The organism is Enterobacter cloacae complex sp. OE43NF (assembly GCF_023544405.1).
In the GTDB taxonomy this organism is placed as follows: Bacteria; Pseudomonadota; Gammaproteobacteria; order Enterobacterales; family Enterobacteriaceae; genus Enterobacter; species Enterobacter cloacae.
This window is the reverse complement of the sequence record NZ_JAMJFW010000023.1, coordinates 1-18653: the sequence shown is the minus strand read 5'-3', so window position 1 is coordinate 18653 and position 18653 is coordinate 1. Positions and strand designations below refer to the sequence as shown.

Sequence of the window (18653 nt, the reverse complement as noted above, 5' to 3'; positions counted from 1 at the left end):
ACAACACCCGTTGTTGATGGCTGACCTAATGAGCAATCTAAATTAGCTATACAAAAAAAGGCTGGCAAGTGCGAAATGACTTACCAGCCTTGTTTTTATTGACGCTCTTTGCGCGAGGTCACTATTTTGCGGTCACAACCTGCATTCCGGAGGGTTCATTCTGCAATGCGAGAGTAAGAACCTCCTCAATTCGCTTAACAGGATGAATCTGCAGATCGGCAATCACGTTGTCCGGAATTTCTTCCAGATCGCGTTTATTTTCGTAAGGAATCAATACGGTTTTGATCCCACCACGATGTGCCGCCAGCAGTTTTTCTTTTAACCCACCAATTGGCAGAACCTGACCACGCAGGGTAATTTCACCAGTCATTGCGACATCAGCGCGCACCGGGTTACCTGTGAGACAGGAGACCAGCGCGGTACACATCGCGATACCGGCGCTTGGGCCATCTTTCGGCGTTGCCCCTTCCGGGACGTGAACGTGAATGTCGCGTTTTTCGTAGAAATCCGGGTTGATCCCCAGTTTCTCCGCACGTGCGCGAACCACAGTCAAGGCCGCCTGGATGGACTCCTGCATGACTTCACCCAAAGAACCGGTGTAGGTCAGCTTACCTTTACCTGGCACACAGGCGGTTTCGATGGTCAGCAGATCGCCGCCCACTTCCGTCCATGCCAGACCGGTGACCTGACCCACGCGGTTTTCGTTGTCCGCACGACCATAGTCGAAACGCTGAACGCCCAGATAGGCATGCAGATTGTCGCCGTTAATGGTGATGTGCTTCAGGCTCTTATCCAGCAGCAGCTGTTTCACCGCCTTACGGCACAGTTTCGAGATTTCACGCTCAAGGCTACGCACGCCCGCTTCGCGAGTGTAGTAGCGAATGATGCCGATAATCGCGCTGTCCTCGACGGTCAGTTCGTTGGCTTTCAGTGCGTTACGCTCAATCTGTTTCGGCAGCAGATGCTGCTTCGCAATATTCAGCTTCTCGTCTTCGGTATAACCAGACAGACGGATCACTTCCATACGATCCAGCAGCGGAGCCGGAATGTTCATGGAGTTGGAGGTCGCCACGAACATCACATCGCTCAGATCGTAGTCCACTTCCAGGTAGTGATCGCTGAACGCCACGTTCTGTTCTGGATCAAGCACTTCCAGCAGAGCCGAGGCCGGATCGCCACGCATATCCGACGACATTTTGTCGATCTCATCGAGCAGGAACAATGGGTTTTTAACCCCTACTTTCGCCATCTTCTGGATCAATTTACCCGGCATAGAACCGATGTAGGTACGACGGTGACCGCGGATTTCCGCTTCGTCGCGTACGCCACCCAGCGCCATACGGATATATTTACGTCCGGTCGCTTTCGCAATGGACTGGCCCAGAGAGGTTTTACCTACCCCTGGCGGTCCAACCAGACAGAGGATTGGGCCTTTCAGTTTGTTTACACGGCTTTGTACCGCAAGGTACTCAAGGATGCGGTCTTTAACACGCTCCAGGCCGTAGTGGTCGGTATCCAGGATCTCCTGCGCCTGACGCAGGTCTTTTTTGACCTTGCTGCGGGCATTCCACGGCACCTGAACCATCCACTCGATGTAGCCACGCACCACCGTCGCTTCAGCCGACATCGGAGACATCATTTTCAGCTTCTGCAGTTCAGCTTCCGCTTTCTCTTTGGCCTCTTTCGGCATTTTTGCCGCGTCGATCTTACGCTTCAGCGCTTCGTTTTCGTCCGGCGCGTCGTCCATCTCGCCGAGTTCTTTCTGAATGGCTTTCATTTGCTCATTCAGATAGTACTCACGCTGCGATTTTTCCATCTGCTTTTTAACGCGGTTGCGAATACGCTTCTCAACCTGCAGCAGATCGATTTCAGACTCCATCATCGCCATCAGATATTCCAGACGTTCGTTAACGTCGGACATCTCCAGCACGGACTGTTTGTCCGCCAGCTTCAGCGGCATATGCGCTGCGATGGTGTCCGCCAGACGTGCGGGATCGTCGATGCTGTTCAGCGACGTCAGCACTTCTGGTGGGATTTTCTTGTTCAGCTTGATATAGCCTTCAAACTGGCTAATCGCGGTGCGCACCAGCACTTCCTGCTCGCGCTCATCAAGCTGAGGCGAATCAAGGTACTCTGCCTTGGCAGAGAAATGCTCGCCATTGTCAGACAGGGTGGTAATACGCGCACGCTGCAGGCCTTCTACCAGCACCTTAACGGTGCCGTCAGGCAGCTTCAGCATCTGCAAAATAGAGGCCACGGTCCCGACGGTGAAAAGATCGTTTACACCCGGCTCATCCGTCGAAGCTTCCTTCTGCGCAACCAACATGATTTTTTTATCATGATCCATGGCGGCTTCGAGGCAACGGATAGATTTTTCCCGCCCTACAAATAAGGGTATGACCATGTGCGGATAAACCACCACATCGCGCAACGGCAATACGGGGATTTCAATGCGTTCAGAACGCTCAGGATTCATAGAGCTCTCTCTTAGTTTAGTGTCCGCCAGGTAAACTGGTCATGTAACTGTGCTTCACACAACCATTAACATGTAATCCAGTATATGGGGATGTTTCCCACACATTCAACGCCATGAATACGGAAAAAGTAAAGGGGAGATAAAATCCCCCCTTTTTGATTAACTGCTTGTATGATTTGGTGAATTATTCGCCAGATGCCTGCTGCGCTTCCGGTTTCCCGTAAATCAGCAGCGGCTTGCTTTGACCACCGATAACGGACTCGTCAATAACCACTTTTTCGACATCTTCCATGGAAGGCAGGTCGTACATGGTATCAAGCAGCGCCGCTTCAACGATGGAACGCAGACCACGGGCACCGGTTTTACGGATCATCGCTTTCTTCGCAATTGCATCCAGCGCTTCATCACGAAATTCCAGCTCAACGCCTTCCAGGTTAAACAGCGCCTGATACTGCTTGGTCAGCGCGTTTTTCGGCTCTTTCAGGATCTGGATCAGGGCTTCTTCACTCAGTTCATTCAGCGTAGCCACAACCGGCAGACGCCCAATGAATTCTGGGATCAGACCAAACTTGATCAGATCTTCTGGTTCAACCTGAGACAGCAGTTCGCCTTCGTTCGCTTTCTCGGATTTGGCCTTCACCGTTGCGCCAAAACCAATGCCGGAGCCGGTTTCAACACGGTGGGAGATAACTTTATCCAGACCGGCGAAAGCACCGCCACAGATGAACAGGATCTTGGAGGTATCAACCTGCAGGAACTCCTGCTGCGGATGTTTACGGCCACCCTGCGGGGGCACTGCGGCAACGGTCCCTTCGATCAGCTTCAGCAATGCCTGCTGTACACCTTCCCCTGATACGTCACGGGTGATAGACGGGTTGTCTGATTTACGGGAGATCTTGTCGATCTCATCGATATAGACGATCCCGCGCTGGGCTTTCTGTACGTCGTAATCGCACTTCTGCAGCAGTTTCTGGATGATGTTTTCCACATCTTCACCCACGTAACCGGCTTCGGTCAGGGTGGTGGCATCCGCCATGGTGAACGGCACATCCAGCAGGCGTGCGAGCGTTTCAGCCAACAGCGTTTTACCGGAACCGGTTGGGCCGATCAGCAGAATGTTACTTTTACCCAGCTCTACGCCATTGCTGGTATCACCGTTACGCAGGCGTTTGTAGTGGTTATATACCGCTACCGCCAGCACTTTCTTAGCCTGCTCCTGACCGATGACATAGTCGTCCAGATGATGACGAATTTCATGCGGTGTCGGCAGCGCGCTACGCTCGCGGTGAGGCGCTACTTCTTTAATCTCTTCGCGAATGATGTCATTACATAAATCAACACATTCGTCGCAGATATACACGGACGGCCCGGCAATCAGTTTACGCACTTCATGCTGGCTTTTGCCGCAAAAAGAGCAGTACAGCAGTTTGCCCGAACCATCTTTGCGTTTATCTGTCATGAGTCCAAACCTCTTTTTAAGTTCTTTGTGCCGCACATGACGACGCAAATGCCATTTTCAGACGCAAGCTGCTCTCAAGCAGAGTGCCGCTTTACCTTAGTATAGCGGCACACTCGCGTCGCGGGCATCAATTACGATGGGTCAAAATGGAGTCGACTAAGCCGTACTCAACTGCCTCTGAAGCAGAGAGGAAGCGATCGCGCTCGGTATCGCGCTCGATCTGCTCAAGAGATTGACCCGTATGCTGCGCCATAAGTTCATTCATGCGCGCTTTTACTTTCAGAATTTCGCGGGCGTGGATTTCGATATCCGTCGCCTGCCCCTGGTAACCACCCAGCGGCTGGTGAATCATCACGCGGGAATTCGGCAGGCAGAAACGTTTGCCTTTTGCCCCTGCGGTTAACAGGAAGGCCCCCATAGATGCTGCCTGACCCATACAGATAGTGCTCACATCAGGCTTGATGAATTGCATGGTGTCATAAATGGACATACCTGCCGTAATCACGCCGCCTGGGGAGTTAATGTACAGGTAAATGTCTTTTTCCGGGTTTTCCGCTTCCAGAAACAGCATCTGCGCCACGATCAGGTTCGCCATGTGGTCTTCCACCTGGCCGGTCAGAAAGATAACGCGTTCCTTGAGCAGACGGGAATAGATATCAAAAGAACGCTCACCACGTGAGGTCTGTTCAATAACCATTGGCACCAGAGCCATATGGGGTGCAAAGTTATCTCGTTCGCCACTGTATGACATTTCCGTCTCCTGGATCAAAATTGAAAACACCTGCTGTACTGATTGTAACCTTACGGACGGATTATCAGCCAGTCTCATTCATCTGATTACACACTTATGGGGTTTACATTGCCCTATTTCAAGCATAACAACCTTTTGTTGTTACGCTAACACCGAAAGGGCGTTTTAGCACCCTTCCTGGACTATTGGTGCGATAAAAAAAACCCGTTGCCGGAAGGCAACGGGTTTTTGTTCAAACTTTAAACCTTCGGGGCGAAATTACGCCTGCTGGTTCATCAGTTCGTTGAAAGAGGTCGCTTTTTCGGTCACTTTCGCTTTCGCCAGTACCGCTTCAACAGCCTGCTCTTCCAGGGCAACATTACGCATGTTGTCCATCAGCTCTTTGTTCTTACCGTAGAACTCGATAACTTCTGATGGATCTTCGTATGCAGAAGCCATCTCTTCGATCAGGCCTTTCACACGCTCTTCGTCAGCTTTCAGCTCGTGAGTACGAATCACTTCGCCCAGCAGCAGACCAACAACAACGCGGCGTTTTGCCTGCTCTTCGAACAGCTCGCGTGGCAGTTCCATCGCTTGCTGCTGGTTGCCACCGAAACGCTGTGCAGCCTGACGACGCAGTACGTCGATTTCGCTGTCGATCAGCGCAGCTGGAACGTCGATTTCGTTCGCCTTCACCAGACCTTCGATAGCCTGAGATTTCACACGGTTACGCACAGCACCGTTCAGCTCGCGTTCCATGTTTTTACGTACTTCAGTACGCAGACCAGCAACAGAACCATCTTCCACGCCGAAACGCTTGATGAATTCTTCAGTCAGTTCTGGCAGTTCGCGCTCTTCCACTTTCTTCAGGTTGATGACGAACTTCGCTGCTTTACCTTTCAGGTTTTCAGCGTGGTACTCTTCAGGGAAGGTCACGTCGATGGTGAACTCTTCGCCCGCTTTGTGGCCTTTGATACCGTCTTCGAAGCCCGGGATCATACGACCCTGACCCATTGCCAGTACGAAGTCAGTCGCTTTGCCGCCTTCGAACTCTTCGCCGTCTACAGAACCGGTGAAGTCGATGGTGACGCGGTCTTCAGCGTCAACAGCGCCTTCTTTCTCTTTCCAGTTAGCCTGCTGCTTACGCAGGGTATCCAGCATGCCGTCAACATCTTCGTCGGTCACGGAAACAATCGGTTTTTCAACTTCGATAGATTCCAGACCTTTCAGTTCTACTTCCGGATACACTTCGAACTCTACAGAGTAGGTGAAGTCTTCGCCCAGTTTGTATTCGCCTGGAACGTAGTTCGGCGCACCGGCCGGATTGATCTTTTCTTTGATGATCGCATCGATAAAGTTGCGGCTCATCAGTTCACCCAGCACATCCTGACGCACGGAAGCGCCATAACGCTGAGCAACAACATTCATTGGTACTTTGCCCTTACGGAAGCCGTCAATACGTACTTTTTTTGCTACGTTGACCAGCTCGCTTTTCACAGCAGTTTCGATGCTGTCAGCAGCGATAGTAATCGTTACACGGCGGCCAAGGCCTTGAGTGGTTTCAACTGAAACTTGCATCTTGTTACCTCAAAAAAATCACAGTGCTCGGTCAACTCTGAATCTGTCTGTTTTACCGGGATGCTCTCTTAGTGCAGATTCACATTCCCTGTCGCCAGAATCATCCCGAAGACATTCAATAAGACGCGGCATTATAGCGGCATCACTTAGGTGAGTCGAGAACGGTTGGGGCATGTTGCTGCGGCTTTTTTCACACTTTAAGGCTATTTTTAGCCTTAAAATCGCACCATCCGCTCAAAACTCAGACAAAACAAAACGGCCCGAAGGCCGTTTTGAGGAAATCTGTAAGCAACATACTGGAAAAACTCCAGCGGTTGCAAATCCGATTTATCAGGCGATGGTGCCTGCACCGCGACAAGGCGGGGATGCAAAAACCGTATCCTGCAAGCCTTCCCACTCCTTAATGGTGTAGGTATGCAATGCCAGCGCATGTACGGTTGTGGAGAGTTCTTCCGTCAAGGTGCTGTAGATCAAGCGGTGTCGGTTCAGGAAACGTTCTCCCGTGAAGCGATCGCTAACCAGAACCACTTTGAAGTGGCTTTCAGAACCTGCCGGCACGTTATGACGATAGCTTTCGTCGACGACTTCGAGGAACACAGGGTTGAACGCTGCCCTTAATTTATCTTCTATCTGCTCACGTATCATCATGAAATTACTCCTCCGACAACGCCAGGATGTCACCCATCCCTTTAAATGTTAGCCGCTTTTACCGGTTCCATTACAACAAGACAACAAATATTTAGCTTTCGTCTTATTTTCTCATTCAAACGAATGAAGTTCACTGTGAGGCTCATACGTTTTGTCACACACAGGTTGAGAAAAAGGGCGAACTGGTCAGTTTTCAGACAAGGCGATGAATTTACATGCGTTGACCACTTCCCCTGGCCGTTAGCGATGTTATGATGGCGGCAATTTTTCTCTCTATATGCTTACGATTCGTTGAGAACCCGAAAATGTTAAAAAAACTCTTCTTTCCGTTGGTAGCCCTCTTTATGCTGGCAGGCTGCGCTACCCCGCCAACAACCATTGATGTCTCACCAAAAATCACGCTGCCTCAGCAAGATCCAAGCCTGATGGGCGTGACCGTGAGCATTAACGGTGCCGATCAGCGTCAGGATCAGGCCCTGGCGAAAGTGACCCGCGACAACCAGCTGGTGACGTTGACCGCTTCCCGTGACCTGCGTTTCCTGCTGCAGGAAGTGCTGGAGAAACAGATGACCTCTCGTGGTTACATGATTGGCCCAAGCGGCGCGGTTGATCTGCAGATCATCGTTAACAACCTGTACGCTGACGTTTCCCAGGGTAACGTGCGCTACAACATCTCCACCAAAGCGGACATAGCCATCATCGCTACCGCGAAGAACGGCAACAAGATGACCAAAAACTATCGTGCCAGCTACTCCGTAGAAGGTGCTTTCCAGGCCTCTAACCAAAACATTGCGAACGCCGTAAACAGCGTGCTGACCGATACCATCGCCGATATGGCGCAGGACACCAGCATTCACGACTTTATCAAGCAAAACGCGCGTTAATCCTGCTGACTGACCCGGTGTTTTACCGGGTCAGTTTTTAAGAACATGTCCAGTCATTACTTACGCATTTTCCAGCAACCCAAATCAGCCATTCTGCTGATCCTTGGCTTTGCCTCCGGTTTACCCCTCGCGCTCACTTCCGGCACGTTGCAGGCCTGGATGACGGTTGAGAATATCGATCTCAAAACCATTGGCTTCTTCTCGCTCGTCGGCCAGGCGTATGTCTTTAAGTTCCTGTGGTCACCGGTGATGGATCGCTACACCCCGCCGTTCCTGGGCCGTCGTCGTGGCTGGCTGGTGATGACGCAGGTCCTGCTGTTGCTGGCCATTGCCTCCATGGGATTCCTTGAGCCGTCGACACAGCTTCGCTGGATGGCGGCGCTTGCGGTGGTGATCGCCTTCTGTTCCGCGTCACAGGATATCGTGTTTGATGCCTGGAAAACGGACGTGTTACCCGCAGAAGAGCGTGGAGCCGGTGCAGCCATCAGCGTGCTGGGCTATCGCCTCGGCATGTTGGTATCTGGTGGGCTGGCGCTGTGGCTGGCTGACCGCTATATGGGCTGGCAGGGCATGTACTGGCTGATGGCCGCCCTGCTGATCCCGTGCATTATTGCCACCCTCCTCGCCCCTGAACCGAGCGACGTGATTCCGGTCCCCCGTTCTCTGGAGCAGGCCGTTGCCGAACCGCTGCGTGATTTCTTTGGCCGCAACAATGCCTGGCTGATCCTGCTGCTCATCGTCCTATATAAGCTGGGTGATGCCTTCGCGATGAGCCTGACCACCACGTTCCTGATCCGCGGCGTCGGGTTTGATGCCGGTGAAGTGGGAGTGGTTAACAAAACCCTCGGGCTGTTTGCCACTATCGTCGGCGCACTTTACGGCGGTGTGTTGATGCAGCGCCTGACCTTGTTCCGGGCGTTGCTGATCTTCGGCACTCTGCAGGGGGCGTCTAACGCGGGTTACTGGCTGCTGTCGATTACCGATAAACATATGATTAGCATGGCGGCAGCAGTGTTCTTTGAGAACCTGTGTGGCGGAATGGGTACCGCGGCGTTTGTCGCCCTGCTGATGACGCTCTGCAACAAGTCGTTTTCTGCAACGCAGTTCGCCCTGCTCTCGGCGCTTTCTGCCGTGGGCCGCGTATATGTGGGGCCGATTGCCGGTTGGTTTGTTGAAGCGCACGGTTGGCCAACGTTTTATCTCTTCTCCGTGGTTGCAGCCGTGCCAGGCATTTTATTGTTGCTGGTCTGCCGCCAGACGCTGGAATATACCCAGCGAACAGAACACTTTATGCCGCGAACGGAATATCAGCGCGCCTACCGTTTTGCGCTACGCCTGTTAATGGTGGGATGTCTGGCACTGGGGTTATGGCTCGTGGTGCTCATCATCAATGCCACTACTCCCCTGGCGCTTCCTCTTGAAGCCCTTCTCCTTGATGTCGGCGCCCTGCTGGCGGTCGTCGGGATCCTGCTCGGTGGGCTGCTCGATTTTCTGGCTCTGCGTAAAACGCAGACAACCTGAAGATAAAAGCGAAAGGTTATTTCCCGTTGTAATCACCGGCCGAAATTATAACGGTGAAATAACCGACAAACGCTAAAAAAAATATTTGTTGTTTTGTGCGGGATAGGATTCGGAAATTATTGGAGCCATTTCTTTCAGGCTATTTTTCATTAAACGATTCAGCTTGGGAAAGATTGAATTTTCGTTTTTTAATTGTCTTTTTATTGATAATTAATTGTTAATTTTTTGTTTGTTTTTAACAATGGTTATACCAATTGCCCCTTTTAGGGTATGCTTGGGGGTCCTTTCGTTATAAAGCCCATGCCATGCGGCTTCGGTCATAAAAACCGACATAATTTGCAACACTTGTGACATGTGCGGCAGAACCCGGTAACACCTTCCTGACACAGGCCTAATGATGTTTACAGTAATGTAACCTTCCCGTAAAATGCCCCCACACTTTAAACGCCACCAGACTCCCGTGGAATTGAGGTCGTTAAATGAGACTCAGGAAATACAATAAAAGTTTGGGATGGTTGTCATTATTCGCAGGCACTGTATTACTCAGTGGCTGCGATTCTGCACTACTTGACCCCAAAGGACAGATTGGACTGGAACAACGTTCACTGATACTGACGGCATTTGGCCTGATGTTGATTGTGGTTATTCCAGCCATTTTGATGGCTGTTGGTTTCGCCTGGAAGTATCGTGCGAGCAATAAAGATGCGAAGTATAGCCCTAACTGGTCACACTCCAATAAAGTGGAAGCTGTGGTCTGGACGGTTCCTATTCTGATCATCCTGTTCCTCGCTGTGCTGACCTGGAAAACCACTCACGCACTTGAGCCAAGCAAACCGCTGGTTCACGATGAAAAACCAATTACCATCGAAGTGGTCTCCATGGACTGGAAATGGTTCTTCATCTATCCAGAGCAGGGCATTGCTACCGTGAATGAAATCGCCTTCCCGGCGAACACTCCGGTTCAGTTCAAAGTGACCTCCAACTCCGTAATGAACTCCTTCTTCATCCCACGTCTGGGTAGCCAGATTTACGCGATGGCTGGTATGCAGACCAACCTGCACCTGATCGCGAATGAAGCAGGCACCTATGATGGTATCTCCGCCAGCTATAGCGGCCCGGGCTTCTCAGGTATGAAGTTCAAAGCTATTGCGACGCCGGACCGTGCCGCTTTCGACCAGTGGGTTGCAAAAGCGAAGCAGTCTCCAAACACCATGTCTGACATGGCGGCGTTCGAAAAAGTGGCTGCACCTAGCGAATACAACAAGGTGGAGTACTTCTCTAACGTGAAACCTGATTTGTTCAAAGACGTTATTGGCAAATTTATGGATCACGGCAAGAGCATGGACATGACCCAGCCTGAAGGCGAGCATAGCGCGCACGAAGGTATGGAAGGCATGGACATGAGCCACGCGGAAACCGCTCACTAAGGGGCCGAGGAAGAAAATGTTCGGAAAATTGACACTGGATGCAGTGCCCTACCATGAACCGATTATCATGGTTACGGTGGCTGCCATTATCATCGGTGGCGCGGCCTTACTGGCCTTGATCACTTACTTCGGTAAGTGGAGCTACCTGTGGAACGAGTGGCTGACTTCGGTTGACCACAAAAAACTCGGTATCATGTACTGCATCGTCGGTATCGTCATGTTAATTCGTGGCTTTGCGGATGCGATCATGATGCGTAGCCAGCAGGCACTCGCGTCTGCGGGTGAAGCCGGCTTCCTGCCACCGCACCACTACGACCAGATCTTTACCGCTCACGGCGTTATCATGATCTTCTTCGTGGCGATGCCGCTGGTTATCGGTCTGATGAACGTTGTCGTTCCGCTGCAAATCGGCGCGCGCGACGTTGCGTTCCCGTTCCTGAACAACCTGAGCTTCTGGTTTACGGTTGTCGGCGTTATCCTGGTTAACCTGTCACTGGGCGTGGGCGAATTTGCTCAGACCGGCTGGCTGGCTTATCCACCGCTGTCAGGAATTGAGTACAGTCCGGGCGTTGGCGTTGACTACTGGATTTGGGCGCTTCAGCTCTCCGGTGTCGGTACCACCCTGACCGGTATCAACTTCTTCGTGACCATCCTGAAGATGCGTGCGCCTGGTATGACCATGTTCAAGATGCCGGTATTTACCTGGGCATCTCTGTGCGCCAACGTACTGATTATCGCATCCTTCCCAATTCTGACCGTCACCATCGCGCTGCTGACCCTGGACCGCTACCTGGGCACCCATTTCTTCACAAATGACATGGGTGGCAACATGATGATGTACATCAACCTGATTTGGGCCTGGGGTCACCCGGAAGTGTACATTCTGGTTCTGCCTGTCTTCGGTGTGTTCTCCGAAATCGCAGCAACCTTCTCGCGTAAACGTCTGTTTGGTTACACCTCTCTGGTGTGGGCAACCGTCTGTATTACCGTTCTGTCGTTCATCGTTTGGCTGCACCACTTCTTTACTATGGGTGCGGGCGCGAACGTAAACGCCTTCTTCGGTATTACCACCATGATTATCGCCATCCCTACCGGGGTGAAGATCTTCAACTGGCTGTTCACCATGTACCAGGGCCGTATCGTGTTCCACTCAGCGATGCTGTGGACCATCGGCTTCATCGTCACCTTCTCCGTAGGTGGGATGACCGGCGTACTGCTGGCGGTACCGGGTGCTGACTTCGTTCTGCACAACAGTCTGTTCCTGATTGCGCACTTCCATAACGTTATCATCGGTGGCGTGGTCTTCGGCTGCTTCGCTGGCGTAACCTACTGGTGGCCAAAAGCGTTCGGCTTCACGCTGAACGAGAAATGGGGTAAACGCGCGTTCTGGTTCTGGATCATTGGCTTCTTCGTGGCATTTATGCCGCTGTACGTGCTGGGCTTCATGGGTATGACCCGTCGTCTGAGCCAGCAGATCGATCCGCAGTTCCACCCAATGCTGATGGTTGCAGCGGGCGGTGCCGCGCTGATTGCCTGCGGTATCCTGTGCCAGCTGATTCAGTACTACGTGTCCATCCGTGACCGTAACCTGAACCGCGACCTGACCGGTGACCCATGGGGTGGCCGTACGCTGGAGTGGGCGACCTCTTCTCCACCTCCGTTCTATAACTTTGCCGTAGTGCCGCACATTCACGAACGTGATGCATTCTGGGAAATGAAAGAAAAAGGTGAAGCGTACAAGCAACCTGACCATTACGAAGAGATCCATATGCCGAAAAACAGCGCAGCGGGCATCGTGATTGCCGCTTTCGCAACGGTATTTGGTTTCGCAATGATCTGGCACATCTGGTGGATGGCGATTGTTGGCTTCGCTGGCATCGTAATCAGCTGGATTGTGAAGAGCTTTGACGAGGACGTGGACTACTACGTACCAGTCCGTGAAGTTGAAAAGCTGGAAAATCAGCATTTCGACGAGATTTCTAAAGCGGGGCTGAAAAATGGCAACTGATACTCTGGCGCACTCGACTGCCCACGCGCATGAACATGCGCACCACGATACAGGACCGACGAAAGTCTTCGGGTTCTGGATCTACCTGATGAGCGACTGCATTCTGTTCTGCTGTCTGTTCGCAACCTATGCCGTTCTGGTGAACGGCACAGCGGGCGGCCCGACCGGCAAGGACATTTTTGAACTGCCGTTCGTTCTGGTTGAAACCGCACTGCTGTTATTCAGCTCCATCACCTACGGCATGGCGGCTATCGCCATGTACAAAAACAACAAGAGCCAGGTTGTCTCCTGGCTGGCGTTGACCTGGTTGTTTGGTGCTGGATTCATCGGGATGGAAATCTATGAATTCCATCACCTGATTATGGAAGGCTTCGGGCCGGATCGCAGTGGCTTCCTGTCTGCGTTCTTCGCACTGGTCGGTACCCACGGTCTGCACGTGACCTCCGGTCTGATCTGGATGGCGGTTCTGATGTTCCAGATCTCCCGTCGCGGCCTGACCAGCACTAACCGTACCCGTATCATGTGCCTGAGCCTGTTCTGGCACTTCCTGGACGTGGTGTGGATCTGTGTGTTCTCTGTTGTCTATCTGATGGGGGCGATGTAATGAGTCATTCAAACGATCATGGCGCTTCCCACGGTAGCGTAAAAACCTACATGACAGGTTTTATCCTGTCGATCATCCTGACGGTGATCCCGTTCTGGATGGTGATGAGCGGTTCTGCGTCTAAGCCGGTTATACTGGGTGCAATCCTGGTGACCGCGGTGATTCAGATTCTGGTGCATCTGGTTTGCTTCCTGCACATGAACACCAAGTCCGATGAAGGCTGGAACATGACGGCTTTCATCTTTACCGTGATTATCATCGCTATCCTGGTAGTCGGTTCCATCTGGATTATGTGGAACCTTAACTACAACATGATGGTTCACTAAGAGCGGCGAGTATGTTTAAGCAATACCTGCAAGTAACGAAACCAGGCATCATCTTTGGCAACCTGATCTCCGTGATCGGAGGGTTCCTGCTGGCCTCCAAAGGCAGCATTGATTACACCCTCTTTATCTACACGCTGGTCGGTGTGTCACTGGTTGTTGCGTCCGGTTGTGTATTTAACAACTACATCGACATGGATATCGACAAGAAGATGGAAAGGACCAAAAATCGGGTGCTGGTGAAAGGCCTGATCGCCCCTTCCGTCTCGCTGGTGTACGCCACCTTGCTGGGTATTGCTGGCTTTATGCTGCTGTGGTTTGGTGCTAACCCGCTGGCCTGCTGGCTGGGGGTGATGGGGTTCGTGGTGTATGTGGGCATCTACAGCCTGTATATGAAGCGTCACTCCGTCTACGGCACGCTGATTGGTTCTCTCTCCGGCGCTGCGCCGCCGGTGATTGGCTACTGCGCCGTCACGAACGAGTTCGACAGCGGTGCGCTGATCCTGCTGGCTATCTTTAGCCTGTGGCAGATGCCGCACTCCTATGCCATCGCGATTTTCCGCTTTAAGGATTATCAGGCAGCGAACATTCCGGTTCTGCCGGTCGTGAAAGGTATTTCCGTTGCCAAGAACCACATCACGCTGTACATCATCGCCTTTGCCGTGGCAACGCTGATGCTCTCGCTGGGAGGTTACGCCGGGTATAAATATCTGGCGGTGGCCGCAGCCGTAAGCGTCTGGTGGCTCGGTATGGCCCTGCGCGGTTACAAAGTGGAAGATGACAAAGTCTGGGCTCGCAAACTGTTTGTGTTCTCGATTGTTGCCATCACCTCGCTGTCCGTGATGATGTCCGTGGACTTTATGGTGCCGGATTCGCATAACCTGCTGACTTACGTCTGGTAAGCCACAACAGGTGAATAAAGGGGTGCTTCGGCACCCTTTTTTATTCACTGAATCTATCAATAACGCATGTAATATTTGTTAAATAACCCTTTATTTACCCCGCCCCTTCCCCGCACTACACTATGGCCTGCTTTTGAATTGAGGTGGCAATGAACGATTATAAAATGACACCGGGCGAGCTGCGTGCGACCTGGGGTTTAGGGACTGTTTTCTCGCTACGGATGCTTGGCATGTTTATGGTCCTGCCTGTTCTGACCACATACGGCATGGCATTGCAGGGCGCCAGCGAAGCGCTGATTGGCCTGGCGATTGGTATTTATGGTCTGGCTCAGGCGGTATTCCAGATCCCGTTTGGTCTGCTCTCTGACCGCGTCGGCCGCAAGCCGCTCATTGTCGGTGGTTTGCTGGTTTTTGTGCTCGGTAGCATCATCGCCGCCCTCTCCCACTCCATCTGGGGAATTATTCTTGGCCGCGCCCTGCAGGGCTCCGGCGCGATTGCCGCCGCCGTGATGGCGCTGCTGTCGGATTTAACCCGTGAACAGAACCGTACCAAAGCGATGGCATTTATTGGCGTGAGCTTTGGCGTCACGTTTGCGATTGCGATGGTGCTCGGCCCCATTATTACCCACACGCTTGGCCTGCACGCCCTGTTCTGGATGATTGCCGTGCTGGCGACCATCGGTATTGCCTTAACGCTGTGGGTGGTACCGGACAGCAAAAACCACGTCCTCAACCGTGAATCCGGGATGGTCAAAGGCTGCTTTAGCAAGGTACTGGTTGAGCCGCGCCTGTTGAAGCTTAACTTCGGCATTATGTGTCTGCACATTCTGCTGATGTCGACCTTTGTCGCCCTGCCCGGTCAACTGGCTGCCGCAGGTTTCCCGGCGGCAGAACACTGGAAAATCTATCTGGTGACGATGGTGATTTCGTTCGTCTCGGTGGTACCGTTTATTATCTATGCCGAAGTGAAGCGCAAAATGAAGCGCGTTTTCATCGGCTGTGTGGCGGTATTGCTGATTGCCGAGATCGTGCTCTGGGGCGCTGGCCCCCACTTCTGGGAACTGGTTGCCGGTGTGCAGCTCTTCTTCCTGGCGTTTAACCTGATGGAAGCCCTGCTGCCGTCACTAATCAGCAAAGAATCCCCTGCCGGTTATAAAGGCACGGCGATGGGGATTTACTCCACCAGCCAGTTCATCGGCGTGGCCATTGGCGGCGCACTCGGCGGCTGGGTCGACGGCCTGTTTGATTCCCAAACCGTCTTCCTCGCAGGCGCACTGCTGGCGACGGTCTGGCTGCTGGTTGCCGGTACCATGAAAGAGCCGCGCTACGTCAGTAGCCTGCGGGTAGAAATTCCTGACGACGTTGAGATCAACGATGCGCTGAAACAGCGTCTTGCATCGACAGAGGGCGTGAGTGAAGTGCTTCTCGCGGCAGAAGAGCGCAGCGCGTATGTCAAAATAGACAGTAAGGTGACAAACCGCTTTGAAGTTGAACAGGCGCTGAAAGCCTGAAAAAAAGCCCGGTTAAACCGGGCTTTTTCGTTTTAATCGCGGAAGTTTTTAAACTGGAACGGTTGTCCCAGATCGCCGCCGCGCACCAGCGCCATGACGGACTGCAGATCATCACGGGATTTTCCGGTAACACGAATTTCTTCGCCCTGGATCTGCGCCTGAACCTTCAGCTTGCTGTCTTTGATGAGCTTAACGATTTTCTTCTGAACCGCGCTCTCAATGCCCTGCTTCAGTTTGGCTTCAACAAACCAGGTTTTACCGCTGTGCACGAACTCTTCCGGTACATCCAGCGAGGTCCCTTCAATGCCGCGTTTTAACAGCTTGGCACGCAGAATATCGAGCAGCTGGTTGACCTGGAAATCAGATTCGCTCAGCACCTTAATGGTCTTATTGGCATCGTTCAGCTCAAACGAGGCTTCAACGCCACGAAAATCGAAACGTGACTCAACTTCGCGGGTTGCGTTTTCTACGCCGTTGCGAACTTCCTGGATATCAACTTCGGAAACAATATCGAAAGATGGCATCTTTTCTTCTCCCTTCATTTTTGTTGCGTTGCATAATACCCGCTACGAGGCATAACTCAACAGAAGCTTAGCTGACGGCGCTATACTTAGGCCGTAACACCTGGCGCAGTTGCAGGTGAGGAGGAACAATGAAAATTACAGTGCTCGGATGCGGAGCCCTTGGTCAGCTCTGGCTGACCGCACTATGCAAGCACGGACACGAAGTTCAGGGCTGGCTGCGCGTACCTCAGCCCTATTGCAGTGTAAACCTGATTGGTGAAGACGGAAGTATCTTTAACGAATCCCTCATCGCGAACGATCCTGATTTCCTGGCGCATAGCGACCTGCTGCTGGTGACGCTCAAAGCGTGGCAAGTTTCAGATGCAGTAAAAGCGCTGGCCGCCCAGCTTCCCTCCACGTCGCCCGTTTTATTGCTGCATAACGGCATGGGGACGATTGATGAACTGAAAAGCATTGTGCAGCCGCTGCTGATGGCCACCACCACGCATGCCGCGCGCCGTGACGGCAATATCATTGTGCACGTGGCCAGCGGCGTCACGCATATTGGACCTGCCCGGGACCAGGATGGCGACTACAGTTATCTGGCAGACACCCTGCAAACGGTGCTTCCGGACGTGGCCTGGCACAACAACATTCGCCCTCAGCTGTGGCGTAAGCTGGCCGTTAACTGTGTGATCAATCCGCTGACGGCGCTGTGGGACTGCCCGAACGGGGAACTGAAGCACCATCCGCAGGAGGTTGCCACCCTCTGTGCCGAGGTCGCCTCGGTGATCGAGCGTGAAGGCTTACACACATCGGCGGATGATTTACGCTATTATGTCGAGCAGGTTATTGATAGTACGGCAGAAAATATCTCATCCATGTTGCAGGATGTTCGGGCGCTACGCCACACGGAAATCGACTACATCACCGGCTATCTGCTAAAACGCGCCCGCGCACACGGTATCACTGTGCCGGAAAACGCCCGCCTGTATGACCTGGTAAAACGTAAGGAGAGTGAATATGAGCGCGTCGGCACTGGTTTGCCTCGCCCCTGGTAGCGAAGAGACAGAAGCGGTCACCACCATCGATATCATGGTGCGTGGCGGCATTCAGGTCACCACCGCCAGCGTCGCCAGCGATGGCAACCTGGCTATTACCTGCTCCCGAGGAGTGAAACTCCTCGCGGATGCGCCACTGGTACAGGTGGCCGACGGGGACTATGACATCATCGTGCTGCCCGGCGGCCTGAAAGGGGCGGAGTATTTTCGCGACAGCACTCTGTTAGTCGAAACCGTCAGACAGTTTCATCTGTCGGGACGTATCGTTGCTGCCATTTGTGCCGCCGCCGGTACCGTGCTGGTTCCGCATAATATCTTTCCCATCGGTAACATGACCGGTTTCCCGGGGCTGAAAGAGACCATCCCGGAAGAGCAGTGGGTGGATAAACGCGTCGTATGGGATCCGCGCGTCAACCTGCTCACCAGCCAGGGGCCAGGTACCGCGATAGACTTTGGCTTAAAGATTATTGACCTGCTGGTCGGGCGTGAGAAAGCCTACGAAGTCGCCTCAACGCTGGTGATGGCGGCGGGGATTTATAACTACTATGAAGAGTAGTGCAAAGAAAAGCCGGGTGGCGGTAGGTAAAAGCAAAACGGCAACCTCAGGTTGCCGTTTTTAATGTTTGCGCCCTCTCCCCGTGGGTTGAGGGATCCCCAGTAATTTTTTACCGAAAGCGACGAAAGTTGTTTCAGAAAAATTAATGACTTACAGCGACGCCCTGGTCCGGCTGTAAATCGCTGAGGCGTTTCCTGCAGGCCGGGGCGAGGCGCATGGATGCGCCGAGAGGGCGGATTTACAGGGATGTTACCTCCGCCCGTCCCCGATAAGCCGGAAGGAATAAGCCGAGGGCACCGCGAAGCGGCGATTTACCGCCGGGAGCCCGGGTCGCCAGGGGGGTGGCGACTGAGCCACCCTGGCACGTTCACGGGCTATGTCGTTACAGAGTAGCAAGGAACATAAAGTGAACGGAATGACCTCTACAGCCATATGTTCCCCCTCACCCCAACCCTCTCCCTC

General features: G+C 52.8%; 16 protein-coding genes. 10 read left to right on the top strand and 6 right to left on the bottom strand.

From position 1 onward, the window contains the following. Positions 1-121 precede the first annotated feature (121 nt). From lon to bolA, 5 genes are all read right to left on the bottom strand, one after another. Positions 122-2476, bottom strand: coding sequence for an endopeptidase La (lon, locus tag M8370_RS12565; RefSeq protein WP_013095859.1), 2355 nt, complete (start codon positions 2474-2476; stop codon positions 122-124). Between the two features lie 184 nt (positions 2477-2660). Next, on the bottom strand, positions 2661-3935 hold the full coding sequence (gene clpX, locus M8370_RS12560) for an ATP-dependent protease ATP-binding subunit ClpX (RefSeq protein ID WP_013095858.1): 1275 nt from the start codon (positions 3933-3935) through the stop codon (positions 2661-2663). 127 nt (positions 3936-4062) lie between these two features. Continuing rightward, the gene (gene clpP / locus M8370_RS12555; RefSeq protein WP_013095857.1) at positions 4063-4686 is read right to left on the bottom strand and encodes an ATP-dependent Clp endopeptidase proteolytic subunit ClpP; all 624 of its coding nucleotides are present in this window, start codon (positions 4684-4686) and stop codon (positions 4063-4065) included. A gap of 258 nt (positions 4687-4944) precedes the next feature. Beyond that, on the bottom strand, positions 4945-6243 hold the full coding sequence (gene tig, locus M8370_RS12550) for a trigger factor (protein ID WP_013095856.1): 1299 nt from the start codon (positions 6241-6243) through the stop codon (positions 4945-4947). 330 nt (positions 6244-6573) lie between these two features. Further along, positions 6574-6891 carry a transcriptional regulator BolA gene (gene bolA, locus M8370_RS12545; protein ID WP_013095855.1) on the bottom strand — a complete coding sequence of 106 codons (318 nt, stop codon included), beginning with the start codon at positions 6889-6891 and terminating at the stop codon, positions 6574-6576. A 305-nt stretch (positions 6892-7196) separates the two neighbouring features. Here bolA and M8370_RS12540 point away from each other — a divergent pair, with 305 nt between their 5' ends. The 8 genes from M8370_RS12540 to M8370_RS12505 all read left to right on the top strand — a co-directional run bounded on the left by M8370_RS12540 (position 7197) and on the right by M8370_RS12505 (position 16071). After that, positions 7197-7775 carry a lipoprotein gene (locus tag M8370_RS12540; RefSeq protein WP_013095854.1) on the top strand — a complete coding sequence of 193 codons (579 nt, stop codon included), beginning with the start codon at positions 7197-7199 and terminating at the stop codon, positions 7773-7775. 45 nt (positions 7776-7820) lie between these two features. Further along, a complete protein-coding gene (ampG, locus tag M8370_RS12535) occupies positions 7821-9296 on the top strand; it encodes a muropeptide MFS transporter AmpG (RefSeq protein ID WP_250021127.1) in 1476 nt (491 codons plus the stop codon). A 479-nt stretch (positions 9297-9775) separates the two neighbouring features. Beyond that, on the top strand, positions 9776-10723 hold the full coding sequence (gene cyoA / locus M8370_RS12530; RefSeq protein ID WP_013095851.1) for a cytochrome o ubiquinol oxidase subunit II: 948 nt from the start codon (positions 9776-9778) through the stop codon (positions 10721-10723). A 16-nt stretch (positions 10724-10739) separates the two neighbouring features. Next, entirely contained in the window at positions 10740-12731 is a 1992-nt protein-coding gene (cyoB, locus tag M8370_RS12525; protein ID WP_013095850.1) for a cytochrome o ubiquinol oxidase subunit I, read from the top strand. After that, on the top strand, positions 12721-13335 hold the full coding sequence (locus tag M8370_RS12520; RefSeq protein WP_003859057.1) for a cytochrome o ubiquinol oxidase subunit III: 615 nt from the start codon (positions 12721-12723) through the stop codon (positions 13333-13335). The genes cyoB and M8370_RS12520 overlap by 11 nt, the downstream gene beginning before the upstream one ends. Further along, the gene (locus M8370_RS12515) at positions 13335-13661 is read left to right on the top strand and encodes a cytochrome o ubiquinol oxidase subunit IV (RefSeq protein WP_006176899.1); all 327 of its coding nucleotides are present in this window, start codon (positions 13335-13337) and stop codon (positions 13659-13661) included. Before M8370_RS12520 ends, M8370_RS12515 begins: the two co-directional genes overlap by 1 nt. Before the next feature lie 11 nt (positions 13662-13672). Further along, positions 13673-14560: a heme o synthase gene (gene cyoE / locus M8370_RS12510; RefSeq protein ID WP_039265834.1), complete on the top strand. Its 888-nt coding sequence runs from the start codon at positions 13673-13675 to the stop codon at positions 14558-14560. Between the two features lie 149 nt (positions 14561-14709). Then, positions 14710-16071: an MFS transporter gene (locus M8370_RS12505; protein WP_013095847.1), complete on the top strand. Its 1362-nt coding sequence runs from the start codon at positions 14710-14712 to the stop codon at positions 16069-16071. Positions 16072-16103: 32 nt separating this feature from the next. Here M8370_RS12505 and M8370_RS12500 read toward each other — a convergent pair whose 3' ends face one another. After that, positions 16104-16595 (bottom strand): YajQ family cyclic di-GMP-binding protein, encoded by a 492-nt coding sequence (locus M8370_RS12500; RefSeq protein ID WP_008503327.1) that lies wholly within the window; start codon positions 16593-16595, stop codon positions 16104-16106. Positions 16596-16723: 128 nt separating this feature from the next. Between M8370_RS12500 and panE the strand changes: the two genes are divergently transcribed. Both panE and yajL read left to right on the top strand, forming a co-directional pair. After that, the gene (panE, locus tag M8370_RS12495; protein ID WP_047023635.1) at positions 16724-17635 is read left to right on the top strand and encodes a 2-dehydropantoate 2-reductase; all 912 of its coding nucleotides are present in this window, start codon (positions 16724-16726) and stop codon (positions 17633-17635) included. Continuing rightward, positions 17598-18191, top strand: coding sequence for a protein deglycase YajL (gene yajL, locus M8370_RS12490; protein WP_023622463.1), 594 nt, complete (start codon positions 17598-17600; stop codon positions 18189-18191). The genes panE and yajL overlap by 38 nt, the downstream gene beginning before the upstream one ends. Positions 18192-18653 lie beyond the last annotated feature (462 nt).

Excerpts from the sequence above, each read along its gene's own strand:
- lon (WP_013095859.1), bottom strand. The coding sequence starts at position 2,476 with ATGAATCCTGAGCGTTCTGAACGCATTGAAATCCCCGTATTGCCGTTG.
- clpX (WP_013095858.1), bottom strand. The coding sequence starts at position 3,935 with ATGACAGATAAACGCAAAGATGGTTCGGGCAAACTGCTGTACTGCTCT.
- clpP (WP_013095857.1), bottom strand. The coding sequence starts at position 4,686 with ATGTCATACAGTGGCGAACGAGATAACTTTGCACCCCATATGGCTCTG.
- tig (WP_013095856.1), bottom strand. The coding sequence starts at position 6,243 with ATGCAAGTTTCAGTTGAAACCACTCAAGGCCTTGGCCGCCGTGTAACG.
- bolA (WP_013095855.1), bottom strand. The coding sequence starts at position 6,891 with ATGATGATACGTGAGCAGATAGAAGATAAATTAAGGGCAGCGTTCAAC.
- M8370_RS12540 (WP_013095854.1), top strand. The coding sequence starts at position 7,197 with ATGTTAAAAAAACTCTTCTTTCCGTTGGTAGCCCTCTTTATGCTGGCA.
- ampG (WP_250021127.1), top strand. The coding sequence starts at position 7,821 with ATGTCCAGTCATTACTTACGCATTTTCCAGCAACCCAAATCAGCCATT.
- cyoA (WP_013095851.1), top strand. The coding sequence starts at position 9,776 with ATGAGACTCAGGAAATACAATAAAAGTTTGGGATGGTTGTCATTATTC.
- cyoB (WP_013095850.1), top strand. The coding sequence starts at position 10,740 with ATGTTCGGAAAATTGACACTGGATGCAGTGCCCTACCATGAACCGATT.
- M8370_RS12520 (WP_003859057.1), top strand. The coding sequence starts at position 12,721 with ATGGCAACTGATACTCTGGCGCACTCGACTGCCCACGCGCATGAACAT.
- M8370_RS12515 (WP_006176899.1), top strand. The coding sequence starts at position 13,335 with ATGAGTCATTCAAACGATCATGGCGCTTCCCACGGTAGCGTAAAAACC.
- cyoE (WP_039265834.1), top strand. The coding sequence starts at position 13,673 with ATGTTTAAGCAATACCTGCAAGTAACGAAACCAGGCATCATCTTTGGC.
- M8370_RS12505 (WP_013095847.1), top strand. The coding sequence starts at position 14,710 with ATGAACGATTATAAAATGACACCGGGCGAGCTGCGTGCGACCTGGGGT.
- M8370_RS12500 (WP_008503327.1), bottom strand. The coding sequence starts at position 16,595 with ATGCCATCTTTCGATATTGTTTCCGAAGTTGATATCCAGGAAGTTCGC.
- panE (WP_047023635.1), top strand. The coding sequence starts at position 16,724 with ATGAAAATTACAGTGCTCGGATGCGGAGCCCTTGGTCAGCTCTGGCTG.
- yajL (WP_023622463.1), top strand. The coding sequence starts at position 17,598 with ATGAGCGCGTCGGCACTGGTTTGCCTCGCCCCTGGTAGCGAAGAGACA.